General features: G+C 34.0%; 21 protein-coding genes and 1 pseudogene. 18 read left to right on the top strand and 4 right to left on the bottom strand.

Annotation, left to right across the window (positions count from 1 at the left end):
- Genes ureC through KPL75_RS04475 form a run of 7 tightly spaced genes read left to right on the top strand, consistent with a single transcriptional unit; the run spans window position 1 to window position 5,937 of the window.
- Window positions 1–1,713, top strand: a complete 1,713-nt coding sequence (gene ureC, locus KPL75_RS04505) for an urease subunit alpha (RefSeq protein ID WP_219919569.1) — start codon at window positions 1–3, stop codon at window positions 1,711–1,713.
- Window positions 1,714–1,731: 18 nt separating this feature from the next.
- Complete coding sequence (locus KPL75_RS04500) at window positions 1,732–2,187, top strand: urease accessory protein UreE (protein WP_002146294.1); 456 nt, start codon at window positions 1,732–1,734, stop codon at window positions 2,185–2,187.
- Window positions 2,165–2,863, top strand: a complete 699-nt coding sequence (locus KPL75_RS04495; protein WP_219921064.1) for an urease accessory protein UreF — start codon at window positions 2,165–2,167, stop codon at window positions 2,861–2,863. Before KPL75_RS04500 ends, KPL75_RS04495 begins: the two co-directional genes overlap by 23 nt.
- 14 nt (window positions 2,864–2,877) lie before the next feature.
- On the top strand, window positions 2,878–3,495 hold the full coding sequence (ureG, locus tag KPL75_RS04490) for an urease accessory protein UreG (RefSeq protein WP_000594929.1): 618 nt from the start codon (window positions 2,878–2,880) through the stop codon (window positions 3,493–3,495).
- A complete protein-coding gene (locus tag KPL75_RS04485; RefSeq protein ID WP_219921063.1) occupies window positions 3,492–4,313 on the top strand; it encodes an urease accessory protein UreD in 822 nt (273 codons plus the stop codon). Before ureG ends, KPL75_RS04485 begins: the two co-directional genes overlap by 4 nt.
- Before the next feature lie 18 nt (window positions 4,314–4,331).
- Entirely contained in the window at window positions 4,332–4,964 is a 633-nt protein-coding gene (locus KPL75_RS04480) for an AmiS/UreI family transporter (protein WP_016096343.1), read from the top strand.
- Entirely contained in the window at window positions 4,951–5,937 is a 987-nt protein-coding gene (locus KPL75_RS04475) for a HoxN/HupN/NixA family nickel/cobalt transporter (protein ID WP_219919568.1), read from the top strand. The genes KPL75_RS04480 and KPL75_RS04475 overlap by 14 nt, the downstream gene beginning before the upstream one ends.
- A 104-nt stretch (window positions 5,938–6,041) precedes the next feature.
- On the opposite strand, the gene KPL75_RS04470 is transcribed toward KPL75_RS04475, so the two are convergent.
- Both KPL75_RS04470 and KPL75_RS04465 read right to left on the bottom strand, forming a co-directional pair.
- Window positions 6,042–6,245, bottom strand: coding sequence for a CsbD family protein (locus tag KPL75_RS04470; RefSeq protein ID WP_002066614.1), 204 nt, complete (start codon window positions 6,243–6,245; stop codon window positions 6,042–6,044).
- A gap of 171 nt (window positions 6,246–6,416) precedes the next feature.
- Window positions 6,417–7,229, bottom strand: a complete 813-nt coding sequence (locus KPL75_RS04465) for a hypothetical protein (RefSeq protein WP_002066615.1) — start codon at window positions 7,227–7,229, stop codon at window positions 6,417–6,419.
- Between the two features lie 150 nt (window positions 7,230–7,379).
- Between KPL75_RS04465 and KPL75_RS04460 the strand changes: the two genes are divergently transcribed.
- From KPL75_RS04460 to KPL75_RS04420, 9 genes and pseudogenes are all read left to right on the top strand, one after another.
- Window positions 7,380–7,583, top strand: a complete 204-nt coding sequence (locus KPL75_RS04460) for a hypothetical protein (RefSeq protein WP_002146302.1) — start codon at window positions 7,380–7,382, stop codon at window positions 7,581–7,583.
- Window positions 7,580–8,140: pseudogene (locus KPL75_RS04455) on the top strand (GNAT family N-acetyltransferase). Before KPL75_RS04460 ends, KPL75_RS04455 begins: the two are co-directional and overlap by 4 nt.
- 264 nt (window positions 8,141–8,404) lie before the next feature.
- Window positions 8,405–9,193, top strand: a complete 789-nt coding sequence (locus KPL75_RS04450) for a helix-turn-helix domain-containing protein (protein WP_219919567.1) — start codon at window positions 8,405–8,407, stop codon at window positions 9,191–9,193.
- 58 nt (window positions 9,194–9,251) lie between these two features.
- Window positions 9,252–10,103 carry an ABC transporter ATP-binding protein gene (locus KPL75_RS04445; RefSeq protein ID WP_016096348.1) on the top strand — a complete coding sequence of 284 codons (852 nt, stop codon included), beginning with the start codon at window positions 9,252–9,254 and terminating at the stop codon, window positions 10,101–10,103.
- On the top strand, window positions 10,104–10,754 hold the full coding sequence (locus KPL75_RS04440) for an ABC-2 transporter permease (protein WP_002146309.1): 651 nt from the start codon (window positions 10,104–10,106) through the stop codon (window positions 10,752–10,754). It abuts the gene before it with no gap.
- A gap of 136 nt (window positions 10,755–10,890) precedes the next feature.
- The gene (locus KPL75_RS04435) at window positions 10,891–12,504 is read left to right on the top strand and encodes a long-chain fatty acid--CoA ligase (RefSeq protein ID WP_219919566.1); all 1,614 of its coding nucleotides are present in this window, start codon (window positions 10,891–10,893) and stop codon (window positions 12,502–12,504) included.
- A 122-nt stretch (window positions 12,505–12,626) separates the two neighbouring features.
- Window positions 12,627–13,202: a biotin transporter BioY gene (locus KPL75_RS04430; RefSeq protein WP_219919565.1), complete on the top strand. Its 576-nt coding sequence runs from the start codon at window positions 12,627–12,629 to the stop codon at window positions 13,200–13,202.
- Between the two features lie 65 nt (window positions 13,203–13,267).
- Window positions 13,268–14,731 (top strand): acyl-CoA synthetase, encoded by a 1,464-nt coding sequence (locus KPL75_RS04425; protein WP_219919564.1) that lies wholly within the window; start codon window positions 13,268–13,270, stop codon window positions 14,729–14,731.
- Window positions 14,724–15,821 carry an acetyl-CoA C-acyltransferase gene (locus KPL75_RS04420; RefSeq protein ID WP_219919563.1) on the top strand — a complete coding sequence of 366 codons (1,098 nt, stop codon included), beginning with the start codon at window positions 14,724–14,726 and terminating at the stop codon, window positions 15,819–15,821. Before KPL75_RS04425 ends, KPL75_RS04420 begins: the two co-directional genes overlap by 8 nt.
- Window positions 15,822–15,829: 8 nt before the next feature.
- Here KPL75_RS04420 and KPL75_RS04415 read toward each other — a convergent pair whose 3' ends face one another.
- Complete coding sequence (locus KPL75_RS04415) at window positions 15,830–16,411, bottom strand: DUF6434 domain-containing protein (RefSeq protein ID WP_219919562.1); 582 nt, start codon at window positions 16,409–16,411, stop codon at window positions 15,830–15,832.
- 104 nt (window positions 16,412–16,515) lie between these two features.
- Between KPL75_RS04415 and KPL75_RS04410 the strand changes: the two genes are divergently transcribed.
- Window positions 16,516–16,959 carry an NUDIX domain-containing protein gene (locus tag KPL75_RS04410; RefSeq protein ID WP_219919561.1) on the top strand — a complete coding sequence of 148 codons (444 nt, stop codon included), beginning with the start codon at window positions 16,516–16,518 and terminating at the stop codon, window positions 16,957–16,959.
- Window positions 16,960–17,193: 234 nt separating this feature from the next.
- Here the strand turns inward: KPL75_RS04410 and KPL75_RS04405 are convergent, their stop codons facing one another.
- Window positions 17,194–18,396, bottom strand: a complete 1,203-nt coding sequence (locus KPL75_RS04405) for an alanyl-tRNA editing protein (protein WP_219919560.1) — start codon at window positions 18,394–18,396, stop codon at window positions 17,194–17,196.
- A gap of 136 nt (window positions 18,397–18,532) precedes the next feature.
- On the opposite strand from KPL75_RS04405, the gene KPL75_RS04400 reads away from it, so the two are divergent.
- A complete protein-coding gene (locus KPL75_RS04400; RefSeq protein WP_219919558.1) occupies window positions 18,533–18,925 on the top strand; it encodes a hypothetical protein in 393 nt (130 codons plus the stop codon).
- Window positions 18,926–18,984 lie beyond the last annotated feature (59 nt).

The following is an 18,984-nucleotide window of genomic DNA, read 5'->3' as shown; positions in this document are numbered from 1 at the left end:
ATGAGTTTTAAGATGTCACGTAAACAATATGCTGATTTATATGGTCCAACTACAGGAGATTCTATTCGTTTAGCGGATACACAATTATTCGCACATATTGATCGAAATTACACCGTATATGGTGATGAAGCTGTCTTTGGTGGAGGAAAATCAATTAGGGATGGCATGGGACAAAATTCGCAACTTACAAGGGAACAGGGTGTTGTGGATGTTGTTATTACGAATGCAATTATTATTGATTATACAGGAGTATATAAAGCGGATATTGGTATAAAAGATGGAAAGATTTCAGCAATTGGTAAGAGTGGTAATCCTTCAGTTATGGATAATATTGATATCATCATTGGAACATCAACGGAAGTAATTTCTGGTGAGCGGAAAATCGTTACAGCTGGAGGTATTGATACACACGTGCATTTCATATCCCCACAACAAATTGATACAGCATTAGCTTCAGGTATAACAACTTTAATTGGTGGAGGAACAGGACCGGCAGAGGGTACTAAGGCAACTACAATAACACCGGGATCTTGGAATTTAAGAAAAATGCTAGAAGCAGCAGAAGCTTTTCCTATAAATCTTGGGTTTTTAGGGAAAGGAAATAGTTCAAGTTTATCTGCCCTGGAAGAACAAATATTTGCAGGGGCTATTGGATTAAAAATTCATGAAGATTGGGGAGCGACTTCTTCAGCAATTAATCACTCGTTACAGATCGCTGATAAATATGATATTCAAGTTGCTATTCATACTGATACGTTAAATGAATGTGGTTTTGTGGAAGAAACGATAAAGGCTATTGATAATCGTGTTATTCATACGTACCACACTGAAGGGGCTGGTGGTGGACATGCACCAGATATTATAAAGATTGCTGCACTGAATAATATTTTACCTTCTTCAACGAACCCGACCTTGCCATATACAGTGAATACGTTGGATGAACATTTAGATATGCTCATGGTATGTCATCATTTAAAAGCAAATATTCCAGAAGATGTAATGTTTGCGGATTCAAGGATTCGAAAAGAAACAATTGCAGCAGAGGATATTTTGCAGGATTTAGGGGTTTTCAGCATGATTAGCTCTGACTCACAGGCGATGGGAAGGGTTGGAGAGGTTATTATTCGCAATTGGCAAACCGCCGATAAAATGAAAAAGCAGATTGGTAGTTTAGAGGGAGATAAAGAATATAGCGATAATAATAGAATTCAACGTTATATAGCTAAGTATACGATTAATCCAGCTATTACACATGGGATTTCAGAATATGTCGGCTCTATTGAAGTAGGAAAGTATGCAGACCTTGTAATATGGGATCCCCAATTTTTCGGTGTTAAGCCAGATATGGTTTTGAAAAACGGGATGGTAGTGATGGCATTAATGGGAGACGAGAATGCTTCGATCCCTACACCACAACCATATTATGAAAAAAAGATGTTTGGTGCATATGGAAAAGCAGTACAGTCAAGTTCGATTACATTTGTATCCAAAGCAGCTTACGAGAATAATATTAAAGAAAAATTAGGTTTAAATAAAGTTGTATTACCTGTTAAAAATACGAGAGAGATTTCTAAGCAAGATATGAAGCTGAATAATGCAACACCAGAAATTGAAGTAGATCCGCAGACATATGAAGTTAAAGTTGATGGACAAGTTATTACGTGTGAAGCAGTAGATGTATTACCTATGGCTCAAAGATATTTTTTATTTTGATATAACGGGGGAGAAAAAATGATTATTGAAAAAATTAATAACAACGTATGCAATATGAATGATTTTTCAAATACAAAAAAGCATCTTGATAAAATATTGATTTCTAGTGAACTTTTATTGAAGAGGGTTCAGAAATTATTTTCAGAATCTGGTTTTGAAATTGGGGTGTCTTTAGATAATGGGGAAACATTAAAGAATGGTGATATTTTATATGAAGATGAACATCGTATTGTATATATTGAAGTGTTACCAGAAGAGGTAATTGTAATTACTCCAACGTCAATAAAAGAAATGGGAATTATTGCGCATAACTTAGGAAATAGACATTTGCCAGCACAATTCGATGAAGGGTGTATGATTTTGGCGAACGACTACTTAGTAGAAGATTTACTCAAAAAGGAAGGTGTTCCTTATCAAAAAGAAAATAGAGTATTACCAAAACCGTTCAAGCATGCTTCACACAAACATATTTAACCTACTTAACCTACTCCAAATTAGTGATTCGAACTTCCCAACAGGAAGTTTTAGTCACTCTTTTGGATTAGAAACATTTATTCAAGAGGGACAAGTTACAAATAAAGGCGAATTTTTCAAATGGATTAATCGATATGTAAAAGTGCAATTAACACACACGGACGGCTTAATTTGCAAATATACTTACGAAGCCATTAAGAATAATGATGATAAGAAAATTACATTTTTAGATGAATTAATAACGGCACAAACATTGCCCTTTGAATGTAGAAAAGCAAATAGAATGATTAGTAAAAGTACCTCTAAGTTGTGTTGTGAATTGTTTTCATTTGAAAATTTAAATGTGTACAAAGAAAATATTTTTTGTAATAGATTACAAGGACATCCTAGTATCGTATACGGAATATTAGGGGCGGAATTGAAAATGACAATAGAAGAAACGCTCTTAGTTTTCTTATATTCATGTGTTGGAAGCATTATTCAAAATGGTGTGAGAGCCATTCCTCTTGGACAGACAGATGGTCAAAAACTATTACAAGAATGCCATGAATTGATCTGTGAATCTATTGATAGAATTCAAATGCTTTCATTAGAGGATTTTGGATTGAATGATCCTGAATTCGAAATAAATCAAATGCAACATGAAGATGTAAATATAAGAATCTTCATGTCATAGGGAGGAAAAATAAAATGATAAAGCCTATTAAAATTGGTATTGGTGGCCCGGTAGGTGCTGGAAAAACAATGTTAGTTGAAAAGTTAACAAAATATTTAAATACAGATTATGAAATTGCAGCAATTACAAACGATATTTATACGAAAGAAGATGCAAAAATTTTATTGAAAACAGGTGTTTTGCCAGAAGATAGAATTATTGGTGTAGAGACAGGAGGGTGTCCACATACAGCAATTCGAGAGGATGCTTCTATGAATTTTGAAGCAATTGAAGAGCTCATGATTAGACATAGTAATTTAGATATTATTTTTATTGAAAGTGGGGGTGATAATTTAGCTGCCACATTTAGTCCAGAGCTAGTGGATTTTTCAATTTATATTATCGATGTGGCACAAGGAGAAAAGATTCCTCGTAAAGGTGGACAAGGAATGATCAAATCTGATGTATTTGTTATTAATAAAACGGATTTGGCACCTTATGTAGGGGCTGATCTTGGAGTTATGGAGCAGGATACGAAAAATTACCGACATAATAAACCATATTTTTTTACAAATTTGAAGGATGAGGAAGGCTTACAGGGATTAATAAATTGGATGCGACAAAACATCATGTTAGAAGGATTGAAAAAATGAAAGCCCCTACAGGTGTCTTAAACATTGATGTGATGGAAAAGAGACATAAAACGGTACCTATTAAGGTTTATCATAAAGATGCCTTAAAAGTAACGCAACCAATATATTTGGACGATTATGGTAGAGCATATTACTATATCATGAATTCTGGTGGAGGTTATTTAAAAGGAGATTTCTATTCTATAAATATAAATGTTCATGAAGATGCGAAAACATATATAACAAGCCAATCAGCAACGAAAGTTTACAAGACTCCAAATAGTTATGCTTTGCAAGAATTGAATGTTTATATTGGTGAAAATGCTGTTATGGAGTATTTACCAGATCCGTTGATTATGTACAAGGATGCAGCATATAAGCAAAAAACAAATATATATATGCAAAATAATTCTACATTGATTTTATGCGATTCAGTTACGCCTGGTTGGTCTCCAAATATGGAGAAGTTCACATACCAGTATTTTGATTCGCTAACAAAAATATATATGGAAAACAAACTTGTAGTTTACGATCATCTATTGTTAAACCCTTTCAAAGAGCCGTTAGATCAAATGGGAATATTAAATCAATATTCCCATTATGGTACTTTCATAGTTATTAATGAGAATATTACAAATAATTTAATTGCAGCATTGAAAACTTCGCTTTCTAACACTAACAATATGAAGATTGGAATATCTTCTATGCCATGTAAAGGCTTTGTCATACGCATACTTAGTCATAATACAGAGGATATGGAATCTATATTTTTTCAGTGTCATCGTTTTGTTAGAGAGAATTGTCTGCATGAAGAATTAACATCCTATCGAAAATATTAAGTAGGAGAAGGGGATAATATGACTAATGTGGGATTATTATTTGTAGGTGCAGTTCTATTTATGAATGCACTAGCAGCTTTTAAACTCATTGATAGCAAAAGTGTAGGGTACTTCAATTTGTTTGTAGGGGCATTACAAACTTTGACACCATTATATTTATTATTTACAGGAAGTCAATCCGATGAGTGGACTATCCTATCTAATGGAACTATTTTTTTATTTGGTTTTACTTATTTATATGTTGGCCTTACGAATATATTAAAACTTGATTCTTCAGGTGTAGGTTACTATTCTCTCTGGGTTGCTATTATTGCAACGGTTATGGGAATAGTGAATCAATTACATGAGAGTGGAAGTCTACAAAGTACAATAATTTGGTTCTTTTGGGCGTTCCTTTGGTTTTTATTTTTCCTGCAAGATGGGTTGAAAAAGAAGATTCATATTTATGTAGGGATTGTTTGCTTCGTTGAATCTTGGATTACGGCAACGATACCAGCTCTGTTAACACTTACAAATCATACAGACGTGCTAAATAATTTTGTGATTATTTTAGCGACTGTTATAACGATTTTAGTTTTTATTATGGCACTTTTCTTTTTTAAGAGTATTCAATTTAAAGTAGAAAGGGTTAGTAACTATGTGGAAAAGTGAATTAAAAAAAGCAACTAACTTTTTTGTTATTATTATATTTCTTCATGTACTTGGAATTCTCTTATTATTACCTGCACTGTATAAAGGCAATAGCATAATTGGAATGGCTATTATTGCATATTCTTTAGGATTGCGTCATGCGTTTGATAGTGATCATATTGTCGCAATTGATAATACTGTTCGGAAATTAATTGAAAAAGGTAAAAACTCACAGGGGGTGGGTTTTTACTTCTCATTAGGACACTCTACTGTAGTATTTGTGATGATCGCATTAATTGCTTTAATTGGAAAAACAGCAAAACATGGAATGGAGAGTTTTTCTACTATAGGCGGTATTATCGGCACAATTGTTTCTAGTACATTCCTTATTATTATCGGTCTTACCAATCTGATGTATCTTATTAAAGTGTTACGAAGCGAAGAGGATAAGCAGCCAGAAAACTTAGGATTTATATACCGTTTCACGCAACGCTTATTTACGTTTATTGATAGTCAAAAGCAATTGTATATAATCGGTTTTTTATTTGGTCTTGGTTTTGATACAGCAAGTGAAATCGGATTAATTGCTCTTTCTACAGTAACTGCAACAAGTCAATCTATCCCGCTTGTAAGTATATTTGCTTTTCCCATTTTGTTTGCTGCAGGAATGTCGTTGATGGATACATTAGATAGTACATTCATGAATACGAATTATAAGTGGGCAATGGAAAATAGTCGAATTAGAAATTCATATAACGTATTAATTACCTCAATATCTGTTATAACGGCTTTTTTAATAGGGGGTTATCAACTATTATCTTTACTTATTGAAAGCTATAATTTACAGGGGCCGTTTTGGAATCTCATACAGGTAGTTAATTTTGATTATTTGGGTATATGTCTTGTTGTATTCTTTATTATTTCTCTTATTGTTTTTGCTGTGTGGAATAGAAATGCACTTAAAGAACCACTTACAAAGAGTATAGAGAAATAAAAATATATTGTATGTTATTTGGTTAGTTATGTATATAAAGTAAAGATAAAATCTTATAAAATAATAAAAACACGTTAGATGGAAATACATCTAACGTGTTTTTATTATTTATGTTCCTTATATTCATGTACTTTTTCTTTTACATTACCAACTGTATCTTTTGCATTACCTTTTACTTTATCCCATTTTCCTTCGGCTTGTAATTTCTTATTGTCCGTTACTTTTCCGACAACTTCTTTTACTTCACCTTTTACCTTATCAATGGCACCTTCTACTTTTTCTTTTAAACCATGATCATGCTTTGTCATACATTTCTCCTCCTTGTAGTTTGATTAGAATTCTCTTTTCATATTGCAAGTTGAATGATGTATCTAGTAATAGCGTAACAAATATAGTTCGAATATTCAAATGATTAATAGAATAGAAAAGGAATTGTCATAAAATGTTTAAGGTTGTAATGCGAAGAGAAAAAATGTTAATTATATGTCTTTCACAGTCCATATTGATTTTGTATAAGCGATTTTCAAATGAGCACGTTCCATATTATTTTGACTACCACTACCAAATCGAGCTTGTCCAACTATTAAATGACAGTCTGTTGCTATAGCTGTTTCTATTCGTTTTTGAATTAATGCAGTATGACAACCTTTACGCTGAAATTCCGGTAAAGTAGCAGAAGCAGCTAATGAGGCAATACCTTTATTTACATACAGTACACCAATGCCTGCAGGGATATTTTGAACTTCAGATATGAAAAAATGCCACCCGGGTTTATTGTAAAGAATTTCGTTATTTTGGCGAACACCATCTTTTGTAAAGGGGGGCATATTAAATCCACGTACATATATGTCTGCAAAAATATCAAACTCATTTTCTTTCAGTTTGCGTACTGAAATGCTAGAAGGGAGAAGGGATGAATCTTCTCTCGGTATACTATATAAAGCAGTATGGAAGCTAGATTGGTAAAAGCCTTTTTGAGATAAGTATTGAAATAGTTCAGTTGTGCCTTGCGCTGGTGTGATTTCAAAACGGCAAGGAATTTGTAGTGATTGATAATGAGAGATGATTACATCTAACTCATCTGTATTTATAAATGTAATGCCTTTTACCGTATTAAAAGCAGGACCAGTAATTACTTTTGATGAAAAGGCAGTGGCACTTCCGAATTTTTTTATTTGTATTTGCATTGGATTTCCGCTCAGTGCTTGTAGTGCTTCTAATCTAGAAGAAAGCATATCTATTTCTGCGTTTTCAATTTCACTTGCTGTATCGAGTGTCATAATAGTACTCATAAAATTCCTCCAAAAAAAATATAGTCATAGTATATATACGTTTTTTCTAATAGGATTCCTGTTGTAATCTAAGAGAATAAGAAGATTTTTGGAAGGGAAATGGAAGTTAACTGTCGAAGGGAGTAGAAACAGATTAAAGGTGGTGCTCTCATGAAACAGAAAGACGTGCAGACATGCTCTCATTGCGGTTCTCATAACATAGGAGAAGGTGAGTTTATCGGTTATGCACAAATACGGAAAAAGGAGACGATGTTCACATCTTCACCAGTGGATGCTTATATTTGTACAGATTGCGGGAATATCCTTTTATTAAAGGTACGGAATTATGAAAAGTTTAAACAGAAGCCGTTATGATTGTTGAGAAGTGGTCATATCCAGCGTTGTATACGAAACGTCTTATATTAAGGGAAATTAATATGAGTGATATTTTACATATATCCGAGTATGCTTCGGATAATAAATTAACAACTTATACTGTATGAGATGAACATCGATCGTTAAATGGTACGAAAAAGTTTATTTATGAAATCATGGAACGATATGAGAAAGAAAAAGTCGCTCCTCTTGGAATAGTATTAAAAGAGAAGCAGAAACTCATAGGGACATGTGGATTTATAAGTTATGATTCAACTATACATAAATCGGAAATTGCATACACCTTGTCGCGAAAATATTGGGGGAAAGGACTAGCTACCGAAGCGGCGTTAGCTTTTTTTAGTTATGGATTTAATGAGTTACATCTTAATAGCATCGAAGCGGGATGTAATTCAGAAAATGAAGCAACTGAAAGACTAATGAAACGTTTAAATATGGAGTATGAGTGTACGATTCAAAATGATTTGTTTGTAAAAGGTAAATATCGTGATACGAAAAGGTATCGTATATCCCGAGAAAGATATAGGAATAAATGAAATATGTCATAACGAAAACTCCTTTAAATGAATAAGGGAGTTTTTTATTTCCATAACAATAATTACCTTTAATTGTTATAATTGGTTATTGAGAGGGGTTGTTTTATTAACGCCATAATCATAGAAGAAAAACAGCTAAAACGTATACAAAACCGCCATATAACATAATCGCAACCGTAAGTTGACAAAGTGCAACCGCAGGAAGATAGAGATAGGGGCAATGTTTACATACAATTTAGTTAAGAAAACAAGGGGGACACACATATGGGATTTGGTGAGAAACTTTTTAAATTAAGAAAGGAAAAAGGCCTTTCTCAAGAAGCATTAGCTGAGAAATTAAACACGACAAGGCAAGCGGTTAGTAAATGGGAAAACGGTCAAGGTTTTCCAGAAACTGAAAAGCTAATAATGATTGGAAATGTATTTGAAGTATCGCTTGATTACTTATTAAAAGAAACTGCTGAGCAAAGTAATGAAAAGGAACATGGTTATTATGTAAGTAAGGAAATGGCAGAAGGGTATATAGTATATGGGCAAAAAATTTCTAAATATATCGCATTAGGGTTTAGTTTGCTTATTTTATCTACAATACCGTATTTATTATTCAAAGAAGATCCAACAATGTCTACATTCCTTATCATTATTATTGCTGTCCTTGGAATTGGAGCGATTATGGTACCTGTAACGATAGAAGAGAGTCGATACAATGTATTGAAAAAGGAAGAACTACTATTTGATCCAAACTTTTTAAAAGAATTGACAAAAAGATATGCGACTATTAAAAAGAAATATGCTGCAGTAGTAATTGTTGGACTTTGTTTCATAGCAGCGGGTGCAATACCATTTTTGTTTGAGAAAAAGCATATCACTTCAGGAGAGTTAGTACAGTATTATCCTTACTGTGTGGTTCTTATTGCAATTGGTTTTTATCTTTTTGTTAGTGTTTTAGGAGTGTTAGAAACGTACAGAATTTTAGCGGAAAATAAAGAATATAGCAATCGTTTTATCTTTAAACTAAAAAAGAAAATGAGAGAAAAAGTGGATAATTTTTAATAGGAGAAAACGTGTTTTAATTCGTTTTTTTATTAAAAGCTAAGATAGGAGTGGAATGATGTCAAACCTTTTAGAAATTGAAAATTTGAGTAAATCATTTGGAAACAAAGTTGTTTTAAGAGATGTATCATTCAATGTGCCGTCTGGATCAATTGTTGGATTTATTGGTGATAATGGAGCAGGTAAATCAACAACATTTAAAACAGTACTACAATTAATTTCTAAAGATAGCGGTACAGTAAAAATATTTGGTGAAGAAAATATAAATAAACATGCCAAGATTAAGGAAAAGATTGGAGTCGTATTTGATGCTATGAATCTACCGGCTCATCTTACAATAAAACAACTAAATAAGGTTTTTGAAAAGATGTTTGAATCTTGGGACATAGAAAATTTTTATCGATTAGTTCATTCTTTCTCTTTACCTACTGATGAAAAAGTAGGTGAATTCTCACGTGGGATGTCAATGAAACTATCCATAGCTGTTGCATTGTCGCATAATGCAAAATTATTAATCCTAGATGAAGCGACGGGAGGTCTTGATCCTTCATCTAGGGAGGGCGTGTTAGAGGAATTAAAAAGTTTTGTGAGTAAAAGTAATGGTGGTATATTACTTTCTTCTCATATTATGAGTGATGTAGAAAAAATAGCTAGCCACCTTATCATTATAAAAGATGGAGAAATTTTATTGAATGAAGAAAAAGATAAGGTTTTGGACAGTTACGCCATTGTAGATGTTGATGTGGAACAACTAACTTTAATCAACAAAGATATAGTTGTGGCAAAGAGGAACCATGGTTCTTATTTCAATGTACTCGTATCAGATGTACATAAATTACCAAGTGGGATTGCTCATAGAACCATCTCGATAGAAGAAATGAGTGTCTTATTAACGAGGAGTGAAAAATAAATGAGAGGTTTATTATTGACAAACTATTACCTAGTGTATCGAACTTTCTTTATGTTCATGGGAATAGCGATATTGGGAGCGGGATTCGTGTTTTATTTTGGTGATGCTTCAATGTACCGTTTAATTGCTACGTTCATTATCTTATTTGCTGCGATTCCTGCACTTGAAGTTATTAAATATGAGAGTAAGTCGGGTTATGAAAAGTATGTACTTACTTTACCGGTTACTAGAAGTAATATTGTGCAAAGTCACTATTTTTTCTATTTTTTAGTTGTAATTATTGGTACCTTATTATCTTATGGCGTATTTTATGTATATGGTTTAGTTTCAGATACACCAATTGATGATGGTATATTCAAGAGTGTTTCTTTAGGGACTTTCATCATTCTTAATGCCGGAGCAATAGCCTATCCACTCCTCTATATTTTTGGAGCAGAAAAATCTGATGCTATTACAATTGGAGGCGCATGCGGGGGACTTGTTACTTATTTTGGATTACAAAGTGTAATTGGCTATCTAATAGAACAATTTCCAATATCAAATTTAAATTCATCTGTATACATTTCAATTCTATATACAATATTTGGCGTTATCCTATATATCTTTTCTTTTTTTATTTCGGTATTTATATATCGTAAGAAGGAATTTTAATAGATTCTCTCCTAGTATTTTCTGAATTATTTCCAAAGAAATAATTCAGAAAATACAGAAAAAATATCGTAATTTTTTGTAGAAGTCTGTTATAATGAACGAAATGAAAACGCTTTAAAGGGAGGATGTAAACAATATGATGATGAATGTACCTCTAACGATTAGTTCTATGATGGAAAGGGCAGAAAAACTATTCCCAAAGAAAGAAATCATTTCACGGACGCATGATACAGTTACGACCTTAACGTATAAGCAGCTAGGGGAAAGGACAAGAAGGCTTTCCAGTGCGTTAAAAAAGCTTGGGATTAAAGAAGGCGAGCGCATAGGAACGTTAGCATGGAATCATCATCGACATGTGGAAGCATATTTTGCTATTCCAGGTATTGCTTCCGTTTTACACACAATTAATATTCGTTTATCTCCTCAACATATTTCATACATTATTCAACATGCAGGAGATCGAATTTTACTTATTGATGAAGATCTCGTACCACTTGTTGAAAATATTCAATCACAATTATCAACCGTACAAGCCTACATTATTATGACTGATAAAGACGAACTTCCAAAAACTACACTGCAGCCTGTATATCATTATGAAAAGCTATTAGAAGAAGGCGATTCCAATTTCCAATTTATAAAAGATATTGATGAAAATACACCTGCTGGTATGTGTTATACGTCAGCGACTACAGGGAATCCAAAAGGTGTTGTTTATACACATCGTAGTACAGTTCTGCACTGTATGGCACTTGGTTTAGCAGATACGACAGCTTTATCAGAAAGTGATGCGGCAATGGCTATTGTACCAATGTTTCATGTGAACGCTTGGGGACTTCCTTTTGCAGCCACTTGGTTTGGAACTAAACAAGTTCTTCCAGGACCGATGTTTACTCCGAAAATTTTATTAGAGATGATTCAAGCTGAAAAAGTAACGATAGCAGCAGGTGTGCCTACAATTTGGCTTGGTGTTTTACAAGAGTTAGAAAATAATAGTTACGATTTGTCTAGTATTACGAGAATATTATGCGGTGGTGCGGCTGCACCAAAAAGCGTTATTAAAGCATTTGAGCAAAAATATAATGTTCCTTTCGTACATGCATATGGTATGACTGAAACAAGCCCACTCGTAACACTTGCACGTTTAAAAAGTTATGAAACAGAATTATCGTATGAAGAGCAATTGGAAATCCGTTCCAAACAAGGATATCTTGTCCCTGGTGTAGAGATGAAAGTAGTCGGTACAAACGGTGAAGTGAAGTGGGATGGTACTGAGATGGGAGAGTTATGTTTACGAGCACCTTGGATCGCTGAAAGCTATTATAACGATGATCGTACTGTCGAAGGATTCCGAGACGGCTGGTTATATACTGGTGATGTCGTTACAGTTGATGAGGAAGGCTGCGTGAAAATTGTTGATCGTACGAAAGATGTTATTAAAAGCGGAGGAGAATGGATTTCCTCAGTGGATCTTGAAAATGCTTTAATGGCGCATGACGCTATATTTGAAGCGGCTGTCGTTGCAGTTCCTCATCCGCAGTGGCAAGAGCGCCCAATTGCCTGCGTTGTTCAAAAGAAAAATAGTACGGCTACAAAAGAAGAACTATATGAGTTTTTAAAACCACAGTTTGCGAAGTGGTGGTTACCAGATGATATTGTATTTATGGAAGAAATACCGAAAACATCTGTTGGGAAGTTTTTAAAGCAAACGCTCCGGAAAGAACTGGAGCATTTGCATAAAGAGAAATAAAATAAGTTTAATTGTTAACTTGTTTTAAAAATAAGTTGACAAAAATCAAGTGGAAAGATAATATAACTCCTATAATATGTTATCTAAAATGGAATTTAAGTTTACAAACAGGAGAAGCAAATATGAATACAAAAAATTTAGTTTTCGTCGCTTTATTCAGTTCTATTATGGGAGTACTAGGGTTAATACCTCCAATCGCTCTTGCTATTACACCAGTTCCTATTACATTACAATCGCTTGGAGTTATGCTTGCGGGTGGACTGTTAGGATCACGTCTTGGTGCACTGAGCCAGCTTATTTTCTTACTTATTGTCGGAGTTGGAGCGCCACTACTTGCTGGCGGGCGTGGAGGCCTTGGCGTATTTTTTGGTCCAAGTGCAGGATATTTACTTGGTTATATTCTAGGAGCATTTGTCATTGGTTATTTAATTGAGCGTTTACGTGAAGTTTCCATAATAAAAGTATTATGTATTAATATAATTGGTGGTATTTTCGTAGTTTATGTATTTGGTATTATTGTACAAGCTTTCGTAATGGATATTTCCATATGGCAGACGATGAAAGTAAGTGTCGTATTTTTACCAGGTGATTGCATAAAAGCGATTATAGCAGCAATTCTCGTGACAAAATTACATCGTTCATTGAAACACATTATTACGCCCGCTTTAAAGAATGGGAAATATACAAATGCGGGATAAGAAAGAGAAGAAACACGTTAATTGCGTGTTTCTTTTTGTTATTTTGTAAAGAAAGGACGTCTCATATGGGGATTACAAAAGAATACAAAAAATATGCTTCTTTACAACCGAATAAAATAGCGATTAAGGAAAATGATAGAGTTTTAACATATAAAGAGTGGTTCGAGTCAGTTTGTAAAGTAGCAAACTGGTTGCATGAAAAAGAATCGAAGAATAAAACGGTAGCAATTGTTTTAGAAAATTGTGTTGAATTTTTGCAAACATTTGCTGGAGCAGCGATGGCAGGGTGGATTTGTGTGCCACTAGATATAAAGTGGAAGCAAAATGAGCTTGAGGAAAGAATAGCACTTAGTAATCCAGATGTTATTGTTACAGAGCATTATAGATTGAAAGATATATCGAGTGAAGGCGGAAATATACAATCAATTGATGAGTGGAAACGAATGATTGGGATGTATAACTCTACATATCAAACGCTAGAAAATGGTGGGAATAACCCTTTTTATATGGGATTTACATCAGGATCTACTGGAAAAGCAAAAGCATTTTTACGTGCACAAAAGTCGTGGGTCCATAGTTTTGATTGTAATGTACATGACTTTCATATGAAAAATACAGATTCTATTTTAATAGCCGGAACACTCGTTCATTCTCTTTTCTTATACGGTGCAATAAGTGCATTATATTTAGGGCAAACGGTGCACATAATGAGAAAGTTTATTCCAGATCAAGTACTGGATCAGTTAGAAACGGAAAATATTTCGGTCATGTATACAGTTCCGACAATGCTAGAATCTTTATATAAAGAAAAAAGAGTAATGGAAAATAAAATGAAAATTATTTCGTCAGGAGCGAAATGGGAAGTTGAAGCGAAAGAAAAAATAAAGAGTATATTTCCTTATGCGCAAAAATATGAATTTTACGGTGCATCGGAACTAAGTTTTGTAACAGCACTAGTTGATGAAGAGAGTAATAGAAGGCCAAATTCAGTAGGGAAACCTTGCCACAATGTGCAAGTGCGAATATGTAATGAATCAGGAGAAGAAGTACAGATAGGTGAGATAGGAACTGTTTATGTGAAAAGTAATCAGTTTTTTATGGGATATGTATCGGATGGTATTGTAGTTCCAGAGTTGACCGAAGATGGTTGGATGACAGTGCATGATGTAGGGTATCAAGATGAGGAAGGTTTTATATATATAGTTGGTAGAGAAAAGAATATGATTCTATTTGGAGGAATTAATATTTACCCAGAAGAGATAGAAAGTTTGCTATATACACATCCAGCTGTTGAAGAAATTGTTGTTGTTGGTGTGAAAGATAGCTATTGGGGTGAAAAACCGGTCGCTATCGTAAAAGGAAGCGCTACAAAGCAACAATTAAAGAGTTTTTGCTTACAACGATTATCATCTTTTAAAATACCGAAAGAATGGTATTTTGTAGATGAAATACCTTATACGAGTAGCGGAAAAGTAGCTCGCATTGCAGCTAAAAGTATAGTTGGAAAACAGGAGAAGGTACATGAATAGAGCGGTTATTGTAGAAGCGAAAAGAACGCCTATTGGCAAGAAGAATGGGATGTTAAAAGATTATGAAGTTCAGCAATTAGCAGCACCACTTCTTACATTTTTAAGTAAAGGAATTGAGAGCGAAATAAATGATGTCATATTAGGAAATGTCGTTGGGCCAGGAGGTAATGTTGCAAGATTATCTGCTTTAGAAGCAGGACTCGGTTATCATATACCTGGTGTAACGATTGACCGGCAATGTGGTTCTGGTTTAGAAGCAATTCGCATCGCATGTCATCTTATTCAAGGTGGGGCTGGTAATTGCTATATTGCAGGGGGAGTAGAGAGTACAAGTACGTCACCTTTTCAAAATAGAGCGAGGTTTTCACCTGAAACAATTGGAGACCCTGATATGGGGTTAGCGGCTGAGTATGTTGCAGAGCAGTATAACATAACGAAAGAGATGCAAGATGAATATGCTTGTCTTAGCTATAAAAGAACGCTGCAAGCATTAAAAAAAGGATATATACAAGAAGAGATATTACCTCATTATTTTAATGGATCATTAGATGAATTTATTAAGCGAGAAATGAATTATGAAAGAATGATTAAGAGAACGAAACCTGTATTTTTACAAAATGGAACGGTAACAGCAGGGAATTCGTGTGGTGTAAACGATGGAGCATGTGCTGTACTTGTAATGGAAGAAGGGCAAGCTCGAAAATTAGGATACAAGCCTGTTCTTCGTTTCGTTCGCAGTGCTGTAGTTGGAGTGGATCCGAATCTCCCGGGAACGGGTCCGATATTTGCCGTACAAAAACTACTTAGAGAAATGAATTTAGTAATAGAAGATATTGATTGTATTGAGATGAATGAAGCGTTCGCCGCTAAAGTTGTTGCATGTGCGCAAACGTTACAAATTCCGTATGAAAAGTTAAATGTAAATGGTGGTGCAATTGCGCTTGGTCATCCGTATGGTGCGTCTGGAGCTATGCTTGTAACACGCTTGTATTATCAGGCGCAAAGAGAACGTATGAAACATGGAATTGTGACATTAGGAATTGGGGGTGGAATAGGGCTTGCTCTTTTATTTGAAAAAGTAGAAGACTAGCAAGTTAACTAGTTTTCTACTTTTTGAGGAACATAAACATTGCTACCAGGTTTTGCTTTTATTTCGTTCCAAGCAGCGATAGCATCTGTTTTTGATTTTCCTTTGTTGTATGGATCTTCGAAAAAAGAACGAGTAAAACGATTGTATTCAAACTGTGCGCTGATAGTTGTTTTATACGCGGGATCTTTTTTACGTTCGTTTTCTTCATACCAAAACGTTATAGCGTCTTCATACGTTTTTCCGATATTCTTTTTAAAAAACTTTTGAAGGGCTACTGTAAAGCGGAATTTTTCTCCAATTTTTTCTTTGAAAAAAGCACGCACATCTTCACTACAGCGGTGATTTTCAGTAATAATTGTTTGAAGAGAAAGATCTTTATAAGAGAGGGAAGCTTTACTCACTTTTTGATGAGAACGGTTTTTTAATACTTTACCCGTAGTTAAATAATGTGAGATACGACCGCTTATTTCGATCTTAGAGCCACTAGCTGGTAAATCATGCTCACGACAAAATATTTGTAGTTCAGCTTTTAACCAATAATAGTTTTGGAAATCTTCAAGAGATATAGACTTTGTTAAAGGTGGGCGCATGAATATAACAACTTCTTTCTTCCATAATTTTCTTTAATTATAAAACGTACGTTCTTTTTGTGGAAGGATTAATTTATAAATTTAATGGGAAGAGGAGATTACATATGGAAAATGTAATGCAAGTTCGTGTTACTGGAATTTTAATTGAAAACGAAAAGGTATTGCTAGTAAAGCAAAAAGTTGCTAATCGGAATTGGTCTTTACCTGGAGGAAGAGTAGAGAACGGTGAAATGTTAGAAGAAGCAATGATTCGAGAAATGAAAGAAGAAACCGGATTAGATGTTAAGGTTAAGAATTTATTATATGTTTGTGATAAACCAGATGCTCTCCCGTCTTTATTACATATTACATTTCTGCTTGAAAGGATTGAAGGTGAAATTACTTTACCTTCAAACGAGTTTGATCATAATCCAATTCATGATGTACAAATGGTGCCAATAGAAGAATTAAGTAGTTATGGTTTCTCTGAGAAATTTACTAAACTTGCATCTGAAAACTTTCTGAATGCAGGAAGTTACCAAGGCTTAAAACAAAATATTGGCTTGTAAATATAGGAGGAGGCTGTTATTGTGCAGCAGTCTCCTCTTACTCTATAAGTTGTATTTGTATTCGTATTTTGTCGGTAAATCGATATTTCTTATAGAATCGTTGATATATTGTGAGTTGTGATAGATATATTTGCAGAATCGTTCATATAATTTCATTTACTGTACTACTGTGCACGAAACAGAAAAGAGAAGTGGATGTCACACAGTTCAATGACATCCACTTCATAAAATAATCTACACTGCAGATTGTAAAGAAGAAACAAGCCGAATTAAAAACTCATCTCCACTCATAATTGCTTTCCCACCGCCACGAGCACTCTTTTTATTTCCGCCACCTTTTCCTTCAATTGCAGGAAGTGTATCTTTTAAAAGGGTATTCATATCGAGTGCGACTGTTTTTCCGCAAGCAAGAATACATTGTAATTTGTCCTCGTTTTCAATAACGAAATATGTAATGGCATGTTCTTGTTGTTCTGTAATGATAGCAGAAAGCTTTGCGATTTCTTGCATAGAACGATTTGCAAATACTTTAGAAATAAGTATGCCGGCATGTATTTCTTCTGATTGTTGTAATAGTTCATTTGCTTCTACAAATAATAGTTTTTCATTCATCACTTGTATTGTTTTTTCGTTTTCTTTTTGAGAGGTAAGAAGCTGTGCTACTTTTGTTGGAATATCAGTTTCGCTACTGTTCAATTGCTTAGAAACATCTGTTAATATTTGTTGATGTTGTCCCATTAATTTAAGAGAACGCCAACCAGCAATAAATGTTAAGCGTATACCCCCTTTATTACGCTCCCATTCTAGTACTTGAATAGGACCTACTTCACCTGTATGCTTCGGATGTGTTCCACCACAACCGTTGTAGTCATAGTTTTCAATAATAACAACGCGTATATTTTCTGTCATAGTTGGTTCTTTGCGAAGAGGTAATTTTTTCGCTTCTTCTAAGTTCATCCATTGGGTACGAATAGGGTGGTTTTCAAAAACAATTTGATTAGCAATTTGTACGGCCTTCTCAACAGTTTCGGTAGAAAGGTTAGCAGTTTCTAAATCAATTGTTATAGTTTCTTTTCCAAGGTGGAACCCGATTGTCGGTATGTTAAAGTGATCCCAAAAAGCAGCGGATAAAATGTGCTGAGCTGTATGTTGCTGCATATGATCAAAACGGCGTTGCCAATCAATTTTTCCGTCTACTTCTTCTGTATGTAATTGTTCTACTATGAAATGGCGAATTTCTCCATCTACTTCTTCAACGTTAATTACCGGAATACCATTTAAAGTTCCAGTATCATATGGTTGTCCGCCGCCTGTTGGATAAAAGGCTGTTTCATTTAAAACAACATATAAGTTACCTTCTTTATCATAATCTTGCTTTATAATTTTAGTAGTAAAGTCTTTCGTATAAGCGTCGATGTAATATAATTTTTGTTCCAATTTTCTTTCCCCTTTCGTATTCACTAGTTTCATTGTAAAACAATTGAAATAAGTTTCCTAATATTTCGGAAGAAAGAAACTATTTTTAGAATTTTCTTGCTATAATAAGAAAAAGAAAATGCGGGGGTGGAATGAAATGCTATATGAAAACGGCGTAGATAAACTGCTTAGTTTAAGCAGAAATATTTCCGAATTATATCGAGAATTAAATGAGATGACCCGGATTTTAACGGAATGTAATCGAGAAAGTGTGAAATTTGATCGGTTATATGTAAAGGAGTTACTTTGGAAAAAAGAAGATGTGATGGAGAAGTATGATCAATTACTCGTCCAGCTTTGTGTTAATGAATGCTTTGATTTAAAAAGTGTAATCACTGGCGAATATAAGTATACATATGAAGAAGTAGAAAGCATTATTTTACAATTTAATGAAAAATATAATGTAGCTATTTTGATTAAAGATGTTTGTAAAGAACTACAGTTTACATATGGAATTGATATGGAGATAACGAGAACCGCTCGGGTATAAACATTTCAATTATAGAAAAAGGAAGAAGAAAGCAGGTCCTTTGCTTTCTTTTTTTATGT

It is taken from the genome of Bacillus sp. NP247, from assembly GCF_018966865.1.
Classification (GTDB): domain Bacteria; phylum Bacillota; class Bacilli; order Bacillales; family Bacillaceae_G; genus Bacillus_A.
The sequence above is the reverse complement of the archived record's forward strand: the minus strand, read 5'-3'. Positions and strand labels throughout refer to the sequence as shown.